The sequence below is a fragment of the Parahaemophilus parainfluenzae genome, assembly GCF_001055095.1.
Lineage (GTDB): Bacteria > Pseudomonadota > Gammaproteobacteria > Enterobacterales > Pasteurellaceae > Haemophilus_D > Haemophilus_D parainfluenzae_Z.
Genome location: NZ_JVHG01000011.1, coordinates 1 through 16,857, shown reverse-complemented (window position 1 = coordinate 16,857; position 16,857 = coordinate 1). Strand labels below are relative to the sequence as shown.

Annotated in this window: 18 protein-coding genes and 3 tRNA genes; 16 read left to right on the top strand and 5 right to left on the bottom strand. The window is 39.5% G+C overall.

Annotation, left to right across the window (positions count from 1 at the left end; genetic code table 11):
• Positions 1–9: 9 nt before the first annotated feature.
• The 4 genes from znuB (at position 10) to tilS (ending at position 4,106) form a co-directional block, all read left to right on the top strand.
• On the top strand, positions 10–795 hold the full coding sequence (gene znuB, locus ADA56_RS03040; protein WP_005699689.1) for a zinc ABC transporter permease subunit ZnuB: 786 nt from the start codon (positions 10–12) through the stop codon (positions 793–795).
• A gap of 87 nt (positions 796–882) precedes the next feature.
• A complete protein-coding gene (gene accA / locus ADA56_RS03035; protein WP_049369151.1) occupies positions 883–1,830 on the top strand; it encodes an acetyl-CoA carboxylase carboxyl transferase subunit alpha in 948 nt (315 codons plus the stop codon).
• Between the two features lie 117 nt (positions 1,831–1,947).
• Positions 1,948–2,814: a pyridoxal kinase gene (gene pdxY, locus ADA56_RS03030; RefSeq protein ID WP_049369150.1), complete on the top strand. Its 867-nt coding sequence runs from the start codon at positions 1,948–1,950 to the stop codon at positions 2,812–2,814.
• On the top strand, positions 2,814–4,106 hold the full coding sequence (gene tilS, locus ADA56_RS03025; protein ID WP_049369148.1) for a tRNA lysidine(34) synthetase TilS: 1,293 nt from the start codon (positions 2,814–2,816) through the stop codon (positions 4,104–4,106). The genes pdxY and tilS overlap by 1 nt, the downstream gene beginning before the upstream one ends.
• A 15-nt stretch (positions 4,107–4,121) precedes the next feature.
• Here tilS and mutH read toward each other — a convergent pair whose 3' ends face one another.
• The 3 genes from mutH to ADA56_RS03010 form a co-directional block, all read right to left on the bottom strand.
• Complete coding sequence (mutH, locus tag ADA56_RS03020; RefSeq protein WP_049369146.1) at positions 4,122–4,793, bottom strand: DNA mismatch repair endonuclease MutH; 672 nt, start codon at positions 4,791–4,793, stop codon at positions 4,122–4,124.
• The gene (locus ADA56_RS03015) at positions 4,790–5,329 is read right to left on the bottom strand and encodes a methylated-DNA--[protein]-cysteine S-methyltransferase (RefSeq protein ID WP_049369145.1); all 540 of its coding nucleotides are present in this window, start codon (positions 5,327–5,329) and stop codon (positions 4,790–4,792) included. Before ADA56_RS03015 ends, mutH begins: the two co-directional genes overlap by 4 nt.
• Before the next feature lie 90 nt (positions 5,330–5,419).
• Positions 5,420–6,802: a porin gene (locus ADA56_RS03010; RefSeq protein ID WP_049369143.1), complete on the bottom strand. Its 1,383-nt coding sequence runs from the start codon at positions 6,800–6,802 to the stop codon at positions 5,420–5,422.
• Positions 6,803–7,011: 209 nt separating this feature from the next.
• Between ADA56_RS03010 and ADA56_RS03005 the strand changes: the two genes are divergently transcribed.
• The 10 genes from ADA56_RS03005 (at position 7,012) to mtgA (ending at position 14,716) form a co-directional block, all read left to right on the top strand.
• A complete protein-coding gene (locus ADA56_RS03005; protein WP_049369142.1) occupies positions 7,012–7,299 on the top strand; it encodes a YfcZ/YiiS family protein in 288 nt (95 codons plus the stop codon).
• Between the two features lie 153 nt (positions 7,300–7,452).
• A complete protein-coding gene (purM, locus tag ADA56_RS03000) occupies positions 7,453–8,490 on the top strand; it encodes a phosphoribosylformylglycinamidine cyclo-ligase (RefSeq protein ID WP_049369141.1) in 1,038 nt (345 codons plus the stop codon).
• A gap of 68 nt (positions 8,491–8,558) precedes the next feature.
• On the top strand, positions 8,559–9,197 hold the full coding sequence (gene purN / locus ADA56_RS02995) for a phosphoribosylglycinamide formyltransferase (protein WP_049369139.1): 639 nt from the start codon (positions 8,559–8,561) through the stop codon (positions 9,195–9,197).
• A 111-nt stretch (positions 9,198–9,308) separates the two neighbouring features.
• Entirely contained in the window at positions 9,309–10,064 is a 756-nt protein-coding gene (locus tag ADA56_RS02990; RefSeq protein ID WP_049369138.1) for a hypothetical protein, read from the top strand.
• A 1-nt stretch (position 10,065) separates the two neighbouring features.
• Positions 10,066–10,620 (top strand): septation protein A, encoded by a 555-nt coding sequence (locus tag ADA56_RS02985; protein WP_049366418.1) that lies wholly within the window; start codon positions 10,066–10,068, stop codon positions 10,618–10,620.
• Positions 10,620–11,084, top strand: coding sequence for an acyl-CoA thioester hydrolase YciA (gene yciA / locus ADA56_RS02980; protein ID WP_049369137.1), 465 nt, complete (start codon positions 10,620–10,622; stop codon positions 11,082–11,084). Before ADA56_RS02985 ends, yciA begins: the two co-directional genes overlap by 1 nt.
• Before the next feature lie 11 nt (positions 11,085–11,095).
• Positions 11,096–11,392, top strand: coding sequence for a YciI family protein (locus ADA56_RS02975; RefSeq protein WP_049368043.1), 297 nt, complete (start codon positions 11,096–11,098; stop codon positions 11,390–11,392).
• 66 nt (positions 11,393–11,458) lie between these two features.
• A complete protein-coding gene (locus ADA56_RS02970) occupies positions 11,459–13,651 on the top strand; it encodes a transglycosylase SLT domain-containing protein (RefSeq protein WP_049369135.1) in 2,193 nt (730 codons plus the stop codon).
• 32 nt (positions 13,652–13,683) lie between these two features.
• A complete protein-coding gene (gene trpR, locus ADA56_RS02965; protein ID WP_049369133.1) occupies positions 13,684–13,992 on the top strand; it encodes a trp operon repressor in 309 nt (102 codons plus the stop codon).
• Complete coding sequence (gene mtgA, locus ADA56_RS02960; RefSeq protein WP_049369132.1) at positions 13,970–14,716, top strand: monofunctional biosynthetic peptidoglycan transglycosylase; 747 nt, start codon at positions 13,970–13,972, stop codon at positions 14,714–14,716. Before trpR ends, mtgA begins: the two co-directional genes overlap by 23 nt.
• A 55-nt stretch (positions 14,717–14,771) precedes the next feature.
• Here mtgA and ADA56_RS02955 read toward each other — a convergent pair.
• Positions 14,772–14,847: transfer RNA gene (locus ADA56_RS02955), tRNA-Ala, on the bottom strand.
• A gap of 80 nt (positions 14,848–14,927) precedes the next feature.
• Positions 14,928–16,370 carry a glutamate--tRNA ligase gene (gene gltX / locus ADA56_RS02950; RefSeq protein WP_049369130.1) on the bottom strand — a complete coding sequence of 481 codons (1,443 nt, stop codon included), beginning with the start codon at positions 16,368–16,370 and terminating at the stop codon, positions 14,928–14,930.
• Between the two features lie 172 nt (positions 16,371–16,542).
• Here gltX and ADA56_RS02945 point away from each other — a divergent pair.
• Both ADA56_RS02945 and ADA56_RS02940 read left to right on the top strand, forming a co-directional pair.
• Positions 16,543–16,618: transfer RNA gene (locus ADA56_RS02945), tRNA-Val, on the top strand.
• 44 nt (positions 16,619–16,662) lie between these two features.
• Positions 16,663–16,738 (top strand) — tRNA-Val (locus tag ADA56_RS02940).
• The last annotated feature ends 119 nt before the right edge of the window (positions 16,739–16,857 follow it).

The window sequence follows — 16,857 nt, the reverse complement described above, 5'->3', positions numbered from 1 at the left end:
GGAAAAATCATGTTTGAGATTTTATTTCCCGCCTTGCTTACAGGCTTACTGCTTTCCTTAATTACCGCACCACTGGGTGCTTTTGTGGTGTGGCGTAAAATGGCTTATTTTGGTGATACCCTTTCCCACTCAGCCTTGCTTGGTGTGGCGTTAGGGATTTTCTTACAAATTAACCCTTATGTTGCCATTGTAATTTTGACGATTATTCTCGCCGTATTAATGGTTTGGCTCGAAAGTAACACGCAATTTTCAGTGGATACCCTTTTAGGCATTATCGCACACAGTTGTCTTTCCCTTGGTGTGGTTACGGTTGGCTTACTAAAAAATGTCCGCGTAGACTTAATGAGTTATCTTTTTGGGGATTTGCTCGCCATTAATTTTAACGACTTACCTTATATTGGCACGGGTGTCCTCATTGTATTAGGCACACTGCTTTACTTCTGGCAAGCCTTACTCTCCACCACTGTCTCACCTGAACTGGCTCAAGTGGAAGGCATTAACATCAAAAAAATGCGATTTATCTTGATGATTTTGACCGCACTTACAATCGCATTAAGTATGAAGTTTGTTGGAGCCCTGATTATTACATCACTATTAATTATTCCAGCTGCAACAGCAAGACGTTTTGCAAAGACACCTGAACAAATGGTATTTATTGCCATTTTAATCAGTATGCTTTCCGTCGTTGGCGGGTTATTCCTTTCCGCCTTTTATGATACCGCTGCGGGGCCTTCTGTCGTGATTTGTTCCGCATTTTTGTTTTTGTTATCATTACTAAAAAAGGAATATTTATAATCCGCTCCAACCAGTGAAAACCATTTGCACCGCACCTTAAATCTTGATAAAGTGCGGGCAACTTTTGACGATATTTTAGGATAAGAAATGAGCCAAGAATATTTAGATTTTGAATTACCTATTGCTGAACTTGAAGCCAAAATTGAAGCACTACGTTCAGCATCTGATGACAAAATTGATTTACACGATGAAATTAAACGCTTACAAAAGAAAAGCGATGAATTAACCAAAAAAACCTTTGCAAATCTTGATGCATGGCAGGTTTCTCGTATGGCACGTCACCCAAATCGTCCATATACGCTTGATTATATCGAACATATTTTTACTGATTTCCAAGAACTTGCAGGCGATCGTGCCTTTGCAGATGATAAAGCAATCGTAGGTGGTCTTGCTCGTTTAGATGGTCGCGCAGTAATGATTATCGGTCACCAAAAAGGTCGTACAGTAAAAGATAAAGTAACACGTAACTTTGGTATGCCGGCACCTGAAGGCTATCGTAAAGCATTACGTTTAATGCAAATGGCTGAGCGTTTCAACTTACCTATCATTACCTTTATCGACACACCAGGGGCTTACCCGGGCATCGGTGCGGAAGAACGTGGTCAATCTGAAGCCATTGCTCGTAACTTACGTGAAATGTCTACCTTAAAAGTGCCTGTTATCTGTACGGTAATCGGTGAAGGCGGTTCCGGTGGTGCATTAGCCATTGGTGTGGGCGACAAAGTGAATATGTTGCAATATTCAACCTATTCTGTTATCTCACCAGAAGGCTGTGCTTCTATCTTATGGAAAAGCGCAGAAAAAGCGTCAACCGCAGCCGAAGTCATGGGCTTAACCGCAACTCGTTTAAAAGAGTTAGGTTTAATTGATAATATCGTTCCAGAACCATTAGGTGGTGCGCATCGTAATTATCATGAAATGGCACGTAATTTAAAACAATGTCTCGTTGAAGAATTAAACGAATTAGATACCTTCGACAAAGATGGCTTATTAGAAAGACGTTACGAACGTTTAATGTCTTACGGTTATTGTTAATAATGTATAAAAAGAGCGGTTAATTTACCCGCTCTTTTTTTGTGTTTTGAGAAATAATGCATGGATGTCAGAAAATGCATCAATGCTAAAATAAAAATAACGTAAAAGGAGTTCAAAATGAAAAATGTATTAGCAATTCAATCTCACGTGGTTTATGGATTTGCCGGTAATAAATCAGCCACGTTTCCAATGCAGTTATTAGGTGTGGATGTATGGGCACTCAATACTGTGCAATTTTCTAATCATACCCAATATGGTAAATGGACCGGAATGGTTATTCCACAAGAACAAATCGGTGAAATTGCCAATGGTTTAGATGCGATTGGGAAACTGCAAGAATGTGATGCGTTACTTTCCGGCTATTTAGGTTCAGCGGAACAAGTTGATCAAATTATCTATGCTTTAGAGAAAATCAAAGCTCGTAACCCCAATGCACTTTACTTGTGCGATCCAGTGATGCCAAATGCCGAAAAAGTCTGCGTAGTAGCTGATGGTGTACGTGAACGCTTAATTGAAAAAGCCATTCCTCGTGCGGACATCATGACCCCAAATCTTTCCGAACTTCGTACACTTTCTGACTTTCCTATCAACACCTTTGACGACGTACTCAAAGCCGCCAATGCATTAGTGGCTAAAGGTGTGAAAAAAGTGTTGGTCAAACACTTAGGAAAAGCAGGTAAATTAAATGATCCTGATACCTTTGAAATCATTATGGCGACACCTGAAGGCGTATGGCATTTAAGTCGTCCGCTTTATAAATTTAACTTTGAACCAGTTGGTGTGGGTGATTTAATTGCGGGTACTTTCTTGGCACATTACTTAAACTGTGGCAACGATGTTGAAGCTTTTGAAAAAATGAATAATGCTGTTGCTGGCGTAATGAAAACTACGTTTGATTTGAAATCTTACGAACTCCAACCGATTGCTGCTCGTTTTGAGATCTTAAATCCAAGCACAAACTACAAAGCTGTTAAAGTTGCCTAATGGATCTTTTTTCATTATTCCAAGCACAAATTCCAACCACCGCCAATAAGCTGCTCATTGCTTTTAGCGGTGGTTTGGATTCCACTGCACTGCTTTCTTTAGTTAAAAAACTCAGCAAAAAACGACCGCACTTAAGCCTGCGAGCTATTCATATCCATCATGGATTAAGCCCGAATGCGGATACTTGGACGGCTCATTGCCAACAACTCTGTGAACAATTTGCGATTCCACTTATTATTGAAAAAGTCAAAGTGGAAATGCACGATGGTATTGAGGCTGGCGCAAGAGAAGCCCGTTATCAGGCCATTTCAACACATATTCAGCCTGATGAATATCTTGTCACAGCGCATCATTTAAATGATCAAACTGAAACCTTTTTCCTTGCATTAAAACGAGGTGCCGGGTTACAAGGTTTAGGCGCTATGCAAAAAGAAAGTCAATTATTCGGGATGCCTATTCTGCGTCCACTCCTTTCTTTTAGCCGTAATGAATTAGAAGATTACGTACAGCAAGAAAATCTGTCTTGGGTCGAAGACGAAAGCAATCAAGATAATCATTACGATCGCAATTTTTTACGCAACCAAATTTTGCCTGAATTACGCCTACGCTGGGGGCATTTTGATTATGCGGTTCAGCGTGCCGCACAACATTGTTTTGAGCAACAGCAACTGATTAATGAATTATTACAAGATTGTTTTAAGCAGCACATTCTTGAGGATCAAAAACAATTTTCGCTCGTAAACTTTCTAGACTATTCATCGCCAAAACAAACCGCACTTTTGCGAATGTGGTTAGCTAAAAATCAGATTGTCATGCCAACACAGGTTCAATTAATGCATATTATTGATGATGTGATTAAGGCTAAAGCGGATGCCTCTCCACTATTTCAACTTGGGGAACATATTATTCGCCGTTATCAACAATGTCTCTATTTAACGGGAAAATTCACTGATTTGTCGCAAACTTGTCTTGATATGCCGCTAAATAAACAGATTACCTTGCCTGATAATCTTGGTACAATTTATGCAACCCACAATGCGAAAGGCATTTTAGTGCATTGGAATGACGAACAGGTTCAACTTGCCGACACACAGGAGCCGATTCAAATACGATTTGCTTATACTGGCAAAGTAAAACGCCAGCATAATCGCCCTGCTGAAACCATGAAAAAAATTTGGCAAGAGCTCGGCGTTCCACCTTGGCAACGAAATCGTATTCCACTCCTTTTTTATGGTGAGACTTTACAAAGTGCGGTCGGTTTTTTCCGTGTTTTTCAACGTGGAGAGAAATAAAAAATGGGTGATGATTCACCCATTTTTATGATTAAGAAAAGCGTTTAAAATACCTGCTGTAAACTCTTTCCGTAAATAAAAACCCAGTGGCAAGGTATCAATTACTTCCCCATTTTGACCGATGCCTTTCGTAATGGCTTTACTATTGGCGCCTTTTGGACGCAGTTGCATAACTTCACCAATACGCGCCGTAATCTGATCTAACTTTCCGAGCACAATATAATCCATCAACTCTTCCCAATCTTGGCGTAATTGATGTTCTTGTTCAGTCGAAGGACGCCATAAAATAGGCTGACCAATATGGCGCTCACGCAAAGGAATGTCTCGACTACCTTCAATGGGAATCCACAAGACTTTCGATAATTTATGACGAACGTGCGAATTTTCCCAATTTACTCCTGAGTTTTGCACCAAGGGCGCAAGGCTCACAAAGGTGGTTTCCAACGGAAAACCTTCGGCATTGATGGGTAAGGTTTTTAATTCGATGCCTAAATGGGAAAAGTCCTGCTCTGCTTTACTGCCGGCAGTCGCTCCTAATGCGGTTTCAAGCAACATTCCAACCCAACCTTTATCGCGTTTTAAATCTGGAGGAACGGAAATATTTAACTCATCTGCAAGTTCGCCAAAGGTTAACCCCGCAATAGATTGCGCTTTTTCTAATAAGGCTTGTTCGGTTTGTGGGATCATTCGTGGTATTTCTTCAATAATTTCGGTTTAACGTATTCTACGCCTTTGTCGATGTAAGGAATATTTTCTAGTTTCAATAAAAAGCGTTTTGCCGGCAATCCACCACCAAAACCAGTGATTTCACATTTTTTCCCTAATACACGATGACATGGAATGATAATACTAATGGGATTACTCCCGACAGCTCCGCCAACGGCTCGCACTGCCTTAGGGTTATTAATGCTTTCTGCTAATCCACCATAACTCGCCGTTTTTCCATAAGGAATTTGACGCAATGCTGCCCAAATCGCTTGTTGAAATGCGGTACCTTTAGGCGATAAAGGAATATCGGAGAAACTTTCTAGTTCGCCATTAAAATAACGCATTAAAGCGCCCCGCACTTTTTCAAAAAGCGGTAAATCCTCTCTCAAAATCCAATTGGGATTCGGCGTGGTTTGTTCTAATTCACAATCTAAATTCGTTAAATATTCACCATCAGAAAGCATCAATAACCGACCAATTGGTGAGTCCATATAAGCATAAAAAAGTGCGGTCATTTTTCTCTCATTTTTTATAAAGTCATATAAGAAAAAAGCACACCGAACATACATTCGGTGTGCTGCGTATTATGCTAAATTTTTTACAAATTAGAAACTGTAGTTTAAGTTTAAACCGTAAAGGTTAGCACTTGCTTTAGAGGTATAATTCGCTGTTACTGTCGCTAAGCCACCAATTGATTGGTTTTCGGTAAAGTGAATTTTTTTACCACGTAAGTGTGCAAAGCCCGCATCAATAGAAAGATTAGGGGTAAATTTATAAGTTGCCCCTACGCTATACCACATACGATCAGTATCTGGAATAGATGCACTTGCATGCTCTGTTGGTGCAGCAGCTTCATCATAAGCAATACCGGCACGAAGCGTTAATTTGTCATTTACATTATAGGTTGCACCTAATGCATAACGAGAATTGCTACGGTATTTTTCATCTTTATGGAAAGCCACTTCACCGTCATTAAATGTTGCGTGTAACTCTTTGAAACGGCTCCAGTGTGTAAATTTGTAGCTGTAGTGTAATGCCAAATTATCTGTAACTTGGTGGAAACCTGATAATTCTAAATAATCGGGTAAGTGTAATGTTAATCCACCAGGACCTGTACGCCCATTTCCAATCGCTGAATCATCTTCAAAATCAATATCAACTTTTGAATGATAGGCTAAACCAACACGGTTATTTTCATTGAATTCGTACACTAAACCGGCATTCCAACCGAATCCCCAGGCAGAGCCTTCTAAATGAGTCACTACACTATCCTTTTCCAATGAACGTAATCTTGCTAAAGATGCAGCTGTTGTTCGATTGAGCAATCCCATAGCTCTAAGACGAGGGGCCATGACAGTCATAACATCTGGATTCTTCGCTGCATCTGATAAAATTCCAGCTCGACGTTGAACTTCTGCTTTAGCATAAATAGCATTAAATCCTAATCCTGCACTTAACCCTTGAGTTACTTTATATGAACCACTTAAATTTAAATTAATTGCGCTTAAATCTGTAGTCCCACCAAATGCACCTGCATCATAGGTATTACTGTATTCGCTTTTCAATCCAAAATTCACATTCATTCCACCACCGATAGCAAATTTGTCATTGATTGGTGCTACAAAATACATATTAGGAATCAGTGAACCAGGAACAACATTATTATAATGCGCAGAACCTGTTGCTAAAGTACCTGTTGGATTTTTTGGGGTTCGATTCAACGGAGAAGTCACTGTAACAGGGCCACTCATGTGAATTTTAGAATCCACATAAACGCCGCCCACAGAGAATTGATTAGTTTTGAATAAGCTCATTAATGCAGGGTTAGTGGCAACTACTGCAGCATTATCAGCAATTGCGGCTTCACCCGCATAAGCACGACCAAGACCTGATGTAGAAACTTCTGCTAATTGGAATGCGGCAGCATTTGCACCGCTTGCTGCTAACAATGTGGTCATTGCTAATAGCGTTTTATTAAATTTTGTCATTTGGAACCTTTTGTTATTAATAATAATGAAAAAAGCCGCGAGATTCTAAAACTCCAATAAATGGAGTGCAAATTATTTTAGATTAATTTTAAAGTGTTCCGACCAGTGATAAATAAATGATATTTAAATTAAAAAAATGTGGCTACTTTGGCAGAGCGTTTTAAAAATGCTAGAATAGAACCAATCTTAATTTTAAATAAGGAAATCCTATGACAGTAACATGCAAAGCAGAAGAATCTCTCACTTGTAGTTGTGTTGATGTGGGTACGATTATTGACGGTTCAGATTGTTCTGTTGATATTCATCAAACCTATGCCAATAAAGCTGAAGCTGAAGCTGCACTTAATCGTTTCATTGAAAAAGCTCGCAAAACAGAAAGCGATCCTTGCGAAATTAAAAGTGAAATCACAGAAACTGAAAATGGCGCAAATTTAACAGCTCGCTTTACATTTAGCTGCCAAGCTGAAGCGATGATTTTTGAATTAGCGAATCGCTAAAAACACGTTTAAAAATAACCGCACTTTATCCTTTAAAATAAAGTGCGGTTATTTTTTTAGTTAAAACCCAATTAAATCACTATCGCAAACGTTTGCTTAATCTGATACAATCACGCAGTTTTATCATTTAACCTAAAAATATAGGATAACATTGTGAGCAAACCATCATTAAGTTATAAAGATGCAGGCGTGGATATTAATGCCGGTAATGAATTAGTTGAACGTATTAAACCACACGTAAAACGAACCACCCGTCCTGAAGTCATCGGGGGATTAGGTGGGTTTGGTGCTTTGTGTGCCATTCCAGGCAAATATAAAGAACCTATCCTTGTTTCTGGCACAGACGGAGTAGGAACCAAATTACGTTTAGCCATTGACTTAAAAAAACACGATACCATCGGTATTGATTTGGTTGCAATGTGTGTTAACGATTTAGTCGTACAAGGTGCAGAGCCATTATTCTTCTTAGACTACTATGCTACAGGAAAACTTGATGTGGATGTTGCTTCAGATGTGGTCAAAGGCATCGCTGAAGGCTGTGTACAATCGGGTTGTGCATTAGTGGGTGGTGAAACCGCTGAAATGCCGGGTATGTACCACGCTGGCGATTATGACCTTGCCGGTTTCTGTGTGGGTGTGGTTGAAAAATCAGAAATCATTGATGGCAGTCAAGTTAAAACGGGTGATGCTTTAATCGCACTTGGTTCAAGTGGCCCGCATTCAAATGGTTATTCTTTAATTCGTAAGGTCATTGATGTTGCTGACGTCAATCCAGCCACTGAGCAATTAGATGGTCGCCCATTAAGTGAACAAGTGCTTGCGCCGACAAAAATCTATGTAAAATCTGTTCTTGCGTTAATCAAACAAACGGAAGTCCATGCTATCGCACACTTAACCGGTGGCGGTTTCTGGGAAAATATCCCGCGTGTATTACCGAAAAATACTAAAGCTGTCATTGATGAAAGCAGCTGGGAATGGCAACCGGTGTTCAAATGGTTACAAGAAAAAGGCAACATTGAAACCTATGAAATGTACCGCACATTTAACTGTGGCGTGGGTATGGTGATTGCATTACCACAATCACAAGTGGAAACCGCTTTAGCGATTTTAAAACAATCCGGTGAAAATGCATGGTTGATCGGTCATATCGAAAGTGCGACAGATAACGAACCACAAGTCATTATTAAATAATTTCTCTTTTCCATTTCAGGGCGAAAATTTCAGAATGAAAGGTTCGCCCTTCTTTTATGTAGAATAATATGAAAAAAATTGCTGTCCTGATTTCAGGGCAAGGATCAAATCTTCAAGCAATAATTGAGGCTTGTCAAACTGGTTTTATCCTAGGAAAGATTGTGACTGTCATCAGTAATAAAATCGATTCATTTGGCTTAGAACGTGCTGAAAGTGCGGGCATTCCTAGCCGCGTTTTTTTACGTCAAGATTTTACGTCCAATCTCGATATGGATAAGTCTATCGGTAATTATTTAGAGGATCTCAATGTTGATCTCATTGTGTTAGCCGGTTATATGAAAATCTTAACCAAACCATTCACACAACGTTTTACGGGGAAAATTTTAAATATTCATCCTTCCCTTCTACCAAAATATCCTGGATTAGATACCTATCAAAGAGCACTTGAGAATGACGACAGCGAACACGGTACAACCGTGCATTTTGTCAATGAAGAGATCGATGGCGGCGCTATTGTATTACAAGCTAAAGTGCCTATTTTCCCTGGTGATACCGTCGAGGAGATAGAGCTTCGAACTCGTGAACAGGAATATCACATTTATCCTTTAGTGATTAAATGGTTTGTCGAAGGGCGGTTAAAACTCATTGAAAATCAAGCTTATTTAGACGGAAAGCCGTTACCACAGAATGGTTACGCTAATGAGTAAAGCAATATGCGCTCTTGAAAAGAGTGACTCAAATCACCATTAAACAATCTGATTTTATGAAAAAAACAATAAACCCTGTATAATCGGGGTTTTATTATTATGAGATATAATATGCCAATTAACTTTACTCAGATTTTTCAAGATAGCCTCAACTTTATGCGTAATCAGCGAAAAACGGTGCTGATTTTCGTTGGAATTTTTGTCGTCTCACAATTGATTAATGCATTAGTCAGTGTCCCAATGCCGAGTTTGGGTGATAATCCTAATCCATCACAACAGGACATTATTGATGCATTAAGCAAAGTAGAGCCAACTGCACTGATTGGATCTTTTTTATTCCAACAATTGTTGATGTCTTTTATTGCAACCTTAGGGATTGCAACTATTCATCATATTAGTCAGCAAAATGAAAATCCGATTAATCAAGGTCTCATGCTGACATTACGCCGTTTTTTAGGTGTGGTCGTTTTAGATATTTTTATGAGTTTGCCACTTTTATTTGGCCTTGCTGATGTTATGAGCTCATTTTTAAGCAAAAATGCCCTCTCCCCTCTAGCCTTTGTTTCAATGGTATTTGGTTTATTTTTCTTTGTTCGCCTATGCTTATCCCCTGTGCATTATATTGCCTCCAATCAATCTATCGGGCAAAGTGCTTTACAAGTATGGCGTGCGGGTATTAAGCGTAATGGCGTATTAATTATTTATGCTTTACTCACTTATTTACTTCTTCCTTTAGTAGTGAACACCATTGGTGCAATCTTAGGTTCATCATTTTTAAGTACTCTCGTTGGTATCTTGGCTGCATTATTTCAACTATTTATTTTGGTATTTACTTACCGTTTTTACAGCTTATTTATGAAGGCATAATATGAAACAACTTCTTGAATTTATTCCTCTTGTTCTCTTTTTCATCACCTACAAAATGTTTGGTGTGCGTGATGCTGCGATCGTATTAGTAATTGCAACCATTGTTCAAATGATAGTGCTAAAACTAAAATATGGTGTAATTGAGAAACAACAAAAAATCATGGCGATTGCTGTCATCTTTTTTGGATTGCTTACTGCTTATTTTAATGAAATCAAATATCTACAATGGAAGGTCACCATTATTAATGCTCTCTTTGCCATTGTGTTATTGGTTGCACAATTCCAATTCAATACGCCACTGGTGAAAAAGTTATTAGGCAAAGAAATCCAATTACCGGATAATGTGTGGAACAAATTGAATGTAGGCTGGGCAGGATTTTTCATTCTGTGTATGCTTGTAAATATTTATATCAGCCAAAATATGTCTGAAGATGCTTGGGTTGATTTCAAATCTTTTGGTTTACTTGGTATGACCTTTGTTGCAACAATCGTCAGCGGTGCTTATATTTACCGTTACTTACCTAAAGATGATCAAAAAAATGACGGGGACAAATAATGGTTTCAAATCTTATCGATAAAGACGGTCGTCAATCTAAAGGCGTATTATTATTACGTACTTTAGCGATGCCTTCAGATACCAACGCTAACGGTGATATTTTCGGTGGCTGGATTATGTCACAAATGGATATGGGCGGAGCAATTCTAGCAAAAGAAATTGCTCATGGTCGTGTGGTCACTGTTGCCGTAGAAAGTATGAATTTCATCAAACCTATCGCTGTCGGTGACGTGGTATGTTGTTATGGTCAATGCCTCAGCGTGGGACGTTCTTCTATTAAAATCAAGGTAGAAGTATGGGTGAAAAAAGTTGCCAGTGAACCAATTGGGGAACGTTACTGCGTGACAGATGCCGTATTTACCTTTGTCGCGGTTGGGAAAGACGGTAAATCCCGCGCTATTCCACGTGAAGGTAATCTTGAACTAGAACGTGCATTAGCCTCTATCGAAGAATTAAATTGTTAAAAGGATAAATGATGTATTACGTAATTTTTGCCCAAGATATTCCTGGCACTTTAGAAAAACGCCTTGCTGTACGTGAGCAGCATCTCGCTCGTTTAAAACAATTACAAGCAGAAGGTCGCTTATTAACTGCGGGTCCCAATCCAGCTATTGACGATGAAAATCCTGGCGAAGCTGGCTTTACCGGCTCGACAGTGATTGCTCAATTCGAAAGCCTGTCTGCAGCAAAAGACTGGGCAGCACAAGATCCTTACGTAGAAGCGGGCGTTTACGGTGATGTGATTGTGAAGCCGTTCAAAAAAGTTTTCTAAATAAAACGAACTCTACACTCAAAGACGGATCTAAATATCCGTCTTTCTCTTTATATGGAATCTCCTATGCGAGCACTTAAACACACGACAATTTCGTTATTTATTTTAACCGCACTTTCAGGTTCAGCTTTGGCCAATCAACATGCTCATAAAAGCAAAACTGAAACTGCACCACAAATTAATCTTGCGGAAGAGCAAGCAAAATGGGCACAACAACAGCATGCTCACGAATTAAAGCTGATTGAACAACGTGCGACTTTTCTGCAATTAGAATCGCTCCTAAAAAGTGCGGTCAAAAATAATCATGTTTCTGATAATGCCAAATTATTCCTGGGTTTAATTGATTCCTTAAAAGGTTATCCATTGCAAGCTGATGCTATGGCAGCTTATTTAGATGCACGTGTAAAAACCGTTAATCGCGATACGGCTCGTGAAGAAGTAAATGCATTACGAACAGACATTGAACAATTTATTCAGCAGCATACCTCTCATTTTCTACGTGGAAAATTAGAACAAAGCATTTTTACGTTATTCACCAATGCTGAAGATACTCAAGCGCTCGCTAAACTCACGCCAAATAATTTGGAAACACAAATTGCCGTGCTCACGGCTAAATATCAAATAGAGGCAGCCAATACCAATCAAACAGCAGAAAACCAATCAAACGATAAGAATAAATCGGCTATTTTATCTGAGTATGAACAACTTTGGCTCAACAACGCTGAGCTTCCTAATGATGCTCAGCTATGGACGGCTTGGTATTCACAGGGTGGACGCACTGAAGAGAAGATCTATCAAAAAGCAGAAATGCTTTTTAGTAAAAATGATGCGAAAGGTCTCGAAATACTCGCTAAAGAATTAGAAAAAATTGATGGTGCGAAAGAAAATGCTCAGGTAAATATCGATTTGGCTCTTTATTTGGATCTCTTAAAAAATCCAGCAAATCTGAAAACACTCGCTGAGAGCCTGCCATTAATGGATGGTAATACGAATAAAATTATCCATAAATTTGCTGTAGTGCTAGGTTTTTCTCGTTATTTGCGAACCATTCCGGAAAATATGAATGAGCCAACCTTCACCCCTTACGAGCAATGGGCGAAAAATTGGCAATTAAACGAAACGGAATTACGTGATTGGAAAATCGCCTTTATTAGCCGTTTCTTTGATAACGAAAGTCCTAATTTTGTGCTATGGCGCGATCAAGAACTTCTCAAACTTAATGCAGATAATCTCACTGAGCGTCGTTTACGTACGGCTATTTGGCAAAAAACGGATTTATTAGCTTGGTTAAATGCCCTTTCAGATGAAGCAAAACAAAAACAAGAATGGCGTTATTGGATGGCTAAAACAACCGCTCAAGCATCCGATAAAGATGCTAAACAACACTTAGAAGCTTTATCGAAAGAACGTGGTTTTTATCCAATGTTGGCTGCGGTCAAATTAGGTCAGTCCTACAAACTGGAAATGCCTAAAATTCCTCAAGAGTCCAATATCCAAGAGAAATATGCAACTGAATTAGCTGAGATTGCAGAACTACGCCAATTAGATCGATTAGGTGCAGCCAAACAACGCTGGCGTTCTCTATTGGAAAAATTACCACAAGAGAAACAACTTGCGTTAAGCCAATATGCGAATGAACAAAATTGGTTTGAATTAGGCGTAGATGGCTCAATTATTGCGAAAGCATGGGATTATATCGACTTACGTTTACCAAATGCTTACAGTCAATATTTTGATATTGCCCTCAGTAATGTGAACCTCAGCGCAACGGAACCTCAAGCTATTGTGGATAATCGTGTAACCAAAACCTTCGCCATGGCAATTGCTCGCCAAGAAAGTGCTTGGAATCCAATGGCACAATCTTCCGCAAATGCTCGAGGATTAATGCAGTTATTACCGAGTACTGCACAAAAAACGGCAGAAAACCAGCAACTTCCTTATAACGGTGAGTTAGATTTATTCAAACCGCTTAATAATATTTTACTCGGTACGGCTCACTTAAATGAGCTGAATGCTAAATATCCAAATAATCGCATTTTGATCGCCTCTGCCTATAATGCGGGAGCAAGCCGTGTAGAAAAATGGCTTGCGAGAGCCAATGGCAAATTGGCCATGGATGAATTTATTGCGTCTATTCCATTCTTTGAAACTCGGGGTTATGTTCAAAACATATTAACTTACGATTTTTACTATCAAAACCTACAAGACAAAGAAAAATTACAAACCTTTAGCAAAGAGGAATACGATCGGCTATACTAGTCGCACTAGTTTAATAGTATAGGATTGTTGATATGTATATTAGTCGCAATTTAGAACAATGGAATGCTTTCCTCACAACCTTGCAAACCGCATTTGAACAAGGGAAAGCACAAGATTTATTAACGCTTCTTCTCACGCCTGATGAGCGCGATGCAGTGGGTTTGCGTTTACAAATCGTGGCTCAGTTATTGGATAAAAATCTCTCCCAACGAGAGATTCAACAGAATCTCAATACCAGTGCGGCAACCATTACGCGTGGTTCTAATATGCTCAAAACAATGGATCCGGATTTTATAAACTGGGTGAAAAGCCAACTCGATGAGCAAGCTGCAAAAAACTAAGCGAATTCTGACCGCACTTTTACATCTTTTTCGCCCATCTTGGTGGAAAAAAAATTGGCAACGGGTTGCGTGGCGTTTTTCTCTCGCAATCCTGGCGTTTTTCATTTGTTTTCGCTTTATCCCTGTTCCCTTCTCTGCCTATATGGTACAGCAAAAAATCGGGCACTTATTACAGCTAGATTTTAGCTATTCAATCAAATATGATTGGGTGAGTCTTGATGAAATCTCACCGAATATGCAACTTGCAGTAATTGCCGCTGAAGATCAAAAATTCCCCCACCATTGGGGCTTTGATTTTGAGGCAATTCAAAAGGCCTTTAAATTCAATGAAAAATCTCGCCGAACCCGAGGTGCTTCAACGATTTCACAGCAAACTGCAAAAAACCTCGTTCTCTGGCATGGACAAAGTTGGTTTCGTAAAGGATTAGAAGTTCCCACAACGGCATTAATGGAAATCTTTTGGTCTAAAGAACGCATTTTAGAAGTCTATTTGAACATTGCTGAATTCGGTAATGGCATCTTTGGTGTAGAAGCTGCCAGCCGTTATTACTTCAAAAAATCGGCAAAGAATTTAACGCAATCAGAAGCGGCATTACTCGCTGCGGTTTTACCGAATCCTATCATCTATAAAGTAAATAAGCCTAGTGCGTTAGTTCGTAAAAAACAAAGCTGGATTATGGGACAAATGAATGGATTAGGTTTGAATTACCTAAAAGAAATGTAGATTTCTCATAAAGAAAAAACCTTGAAACTCACTTTACGTTTCAAGATTTTAAATTTGGTGGAGATAATCGGGATCGAACCGACGACCTCTTGAATGCCATTCAAGCGCTCTCCCAACTGAGCTATATCCCCAAATAACGCAAGCTATGATAAATTTCGGCTGATAAACTGTCAATATTGAAATAATCAAATCCCGCTTATCAGCCTAAATATTAAGCGTTTTGAGATTTAATAAAATCAATGGCACGTTGGATACGCGCTAACACGCGTTCACGACCGATACCCACTAATGTCACATCCATAGAAGGTGATTGGCCTGAGCCTGTTACAGCCACGCGTAACGGCATCCCAACTTTACCCATCCCTACTTCTAATTCAGCAGCGGTTTGTTCAATCGCTTCATGAGTAGAATGTAAATCCCAGCTAGAAAGTGCGGTCAATTTTTCTTTTACTTTTTCAAGTGGTTCAATCGCCGCCGCTTTAAAGTGTTTTTTCACCGCAGCTTCATCAAAACTTTCAAACTCTTCGAAGAAATAACGGCTTGCTGATGCCATTTCTTTTAAGGTTTTGCAACGCTCTGCAAGCATCGTCACGATCTCAGTTAACGCTGGACCATTTGAAGTATCAATACCTTGATCTTTATAGTGCCATGCAAGGTGTTTTGCCACATATTCAGGTGGTAATTCACGAATGTAATGGTGATTTAACCACAATAATTTTTCAGTGTTAAATGCACTCGCTGACTTACTCACATGATCTAATTCGAAGTATTTAATCATTTCTTCACGTGTAAAAATCTCTTGGTCACCATGACCCCAACCTAAACGAACAAGATAGTTAATTAAGGCTTCTGGTAAATAACCGTCATCACGATATTGCATCACACTTACCGCACCATGACGTTTTGAGAGTTTTTGGCCATCATCACCGTTAATCATAGAAACGTGCGCATATACTGGAATTGGTGCACCTAACGCTTTTAAGATGTTAATTTGACGCGGGGTGTTGTTAATGTGGTCTTCACCACGTACAACGTGAGTAATACCCATATCCCAGTCATCCACCACTACACAGAAGTTATAGGTTGGTGAACCGTCAGTACGACGAATAATTAAATCATCTAATTCACTGTTGCTGATTTCAATACGACCACGCACCGCATCATCAAACACGACAGAACCTTCTGTTGGGTTTTTAAAACGTACAACATGTGGCTCATCGGCAGCATGATTGTGATCATGTAAACAATGACGGTCATAACGTGGTTTTTCTTTGTTTTGCTCTTGTGTATGACGTAGTTCTTCTAAGCGCTCTTTAGAGCAATAGCAACGATAAGCCAAGCCTTGCTCAATCATTTCATCAATCACTTGATTGTAACGATCAAAGCGTTTGGTTTGATAATAAGGGCCATGTTCCCAAGCAAGGTTTAACCACTCCATCCCTTCAATGATTGCCGCTGTTGCTTCCGGTGTAGAACGCTCTAAATCAGTATCTTCAATACGTAGTACAAACTCACCGTTGTTATGTTTTGCAAATAACCAAGAATAAAGGGCTGTACGTGCACCGCCCACGTGCAAATAACCTGTCGGGCTTGGGGCAAAACGCGTACGTACTTTGATATTCGGATCTAATTCAAAAGGAGGATCAATTTTCATTTTCTTAATAACCTATTCATTTACAAAAATTACCTTTATTTTACTACGACTTGCGTGAGTTCTAAATAAAAAATCTGATTTTATGCCTATTTTTGCAACAACTAGACGCTTTTTCATAAAAATATATTGACTGAAATCTCATTATACTTATAATGCCAATCCACAACATTAAGGGCGATTAGCTCAGTTGGGAGAGCACCTCCCTTACAAGGAGGGGGTCACTGGTTCGAGACCGGTATCGCCCACCACTTTTTCCAAAGTTGGCTTTAATGTTGTAGAAGTTTGACCAAGCGGGCGATTAGCTCAGTTGGGAGAGCACCTCCCTTACAAGGAGGGGGTCACTGGTTCGAGACCGGTATCGCCCACCACTTTTCTAAAGTGTTCTTTCCGCTCAAACTTTCCCATTATTTAAACGCTTTTCTTATGTGGGCGATTAGCTCAGTTGGGAGAGCACCTCCCTTACAAGGAGGGGGTCACTGGTTCGAGA

What these genes read in the sequence shown, in the direction of transcription:
- znuB (WP_005699689.1), top strand. Translation starts at nt 10, where the DNA reads ATGTTTGAGATTTTATTTCCCGCCTTGCTTACAGGCTTACTGCTTTCC.
- accA (WP_049369151.1), top strand. Translation starts at nt 883, where the DNA reads ATGAGCCAAGAATATTTAGATTTTGAATTACCTATTGCTGAACTTGAA.
- pdxY (WP_049369150.1), top strand. Translation starts at nt 1,948, where the DNA reads ATGAAAAATGTATTAGCAATTCAATCTCACGTGGTTTATGGATTTGCC.
- tilS (WP_049369148.1), top strand. Translation starts at nt 2,814, where the DNA reads ATGGATCTTTTTTCATTATTCCAAGCACAAATTCCAACCACCGCCAAT.
- mutH (WP_049369146.1), bottom strand. Translation starts at nt 4,793, where the DNA reads ATGATCCCACAAACCGAACAAGCCTTATTAGAAAAAGCGCAATCTATT.
- ADA56_RS03015 (WP_049369145.1), bottom strand. Translation starts at nt 5,329, where the DNA reads ATGACCGCACTTTTTTATGCTTATATGGACTCACCAATTGGTCGGTTA.
- ADA56_RS03010 (WP_049369143.1), bottom strand. Translation starts at nt 6,802, where the DNA reads ATGACAAAATTTAATAAAACGCTATTAGCAATGACCACATTGTTAGCA.
- ADA56_RS03005 (WP_049369142.1), top strand. Translation starts at nt 7,012, where the DNA reads ATGACAGTAACATGCAAAGCAGAAGAATCTCTCACTTGTAGTTGTGTT.
- purN (WP_049369139.1), top strand. Translation starts at nt 8,559, where the DNA reads ATGAAAAAAATTGCTGTCCTGATTTCAGGGCAAGGATCAAATCTTCAA.
- ADA56_RS02990 (WP_049369138.1), top strand. Translation starts at nt 9,309, where the DNA reads ATGCCAATTAACTTTACTCAGATTTTTCAAGATAGCCTCAACTTTATG.
- ADA56_RS02985 (WP_049366418.1), top strand. Translation starts at nt 10,066, where the DNA reads ATGAAACAACTTCTTGAATTTATTCCTCTTGTTCTCTTTTTCATCACC.
- yciA (WP_049369137.1), top strand. Translation starts at nt 10,620, where the DNA reads ATGGTTTCAAATCTTATCGATAAAGACGGTCGTCAATCTAAAGGCGTA.
- ADA56_RS02975 (WP_049368043.1), top strand. Translation starts at nt 11,096, where the DNA reads ATGTATTACGTAATTTTTGCCCAAGATATTCCTGGCACTTTAGAAAAA.
- ADA56_RS02970 (WP_049369135.1), top strand. Translation starts at nt 11,459, where the DNA reads ATGCGAGCACTTAAACACACGACAATTTCGTTATTTATTTTAACCGCA.
- trpR (WP_049369133.1), top strand. Translation starts at nt 13,684, where the DNA reads ATGTATATTAGTCGCAATTTAGAACAATGGAATGCTTTCCTCACAACC.
- mtgA (WP_049369132.1), top strand. Translation starts at nt 13,970, where the DNA reads ATGAGCAAGCTGCAAAAAACTAAGCGAATTCTGACCGCACTTTTACAT.
- gltX (WP_049369130.1), bottom strand. Translation starts at nt 16,370, where the DNA reads ATGAAAATTGATCCTCCTTTTGAATTAGATCCGAATATCAAAGTACGT.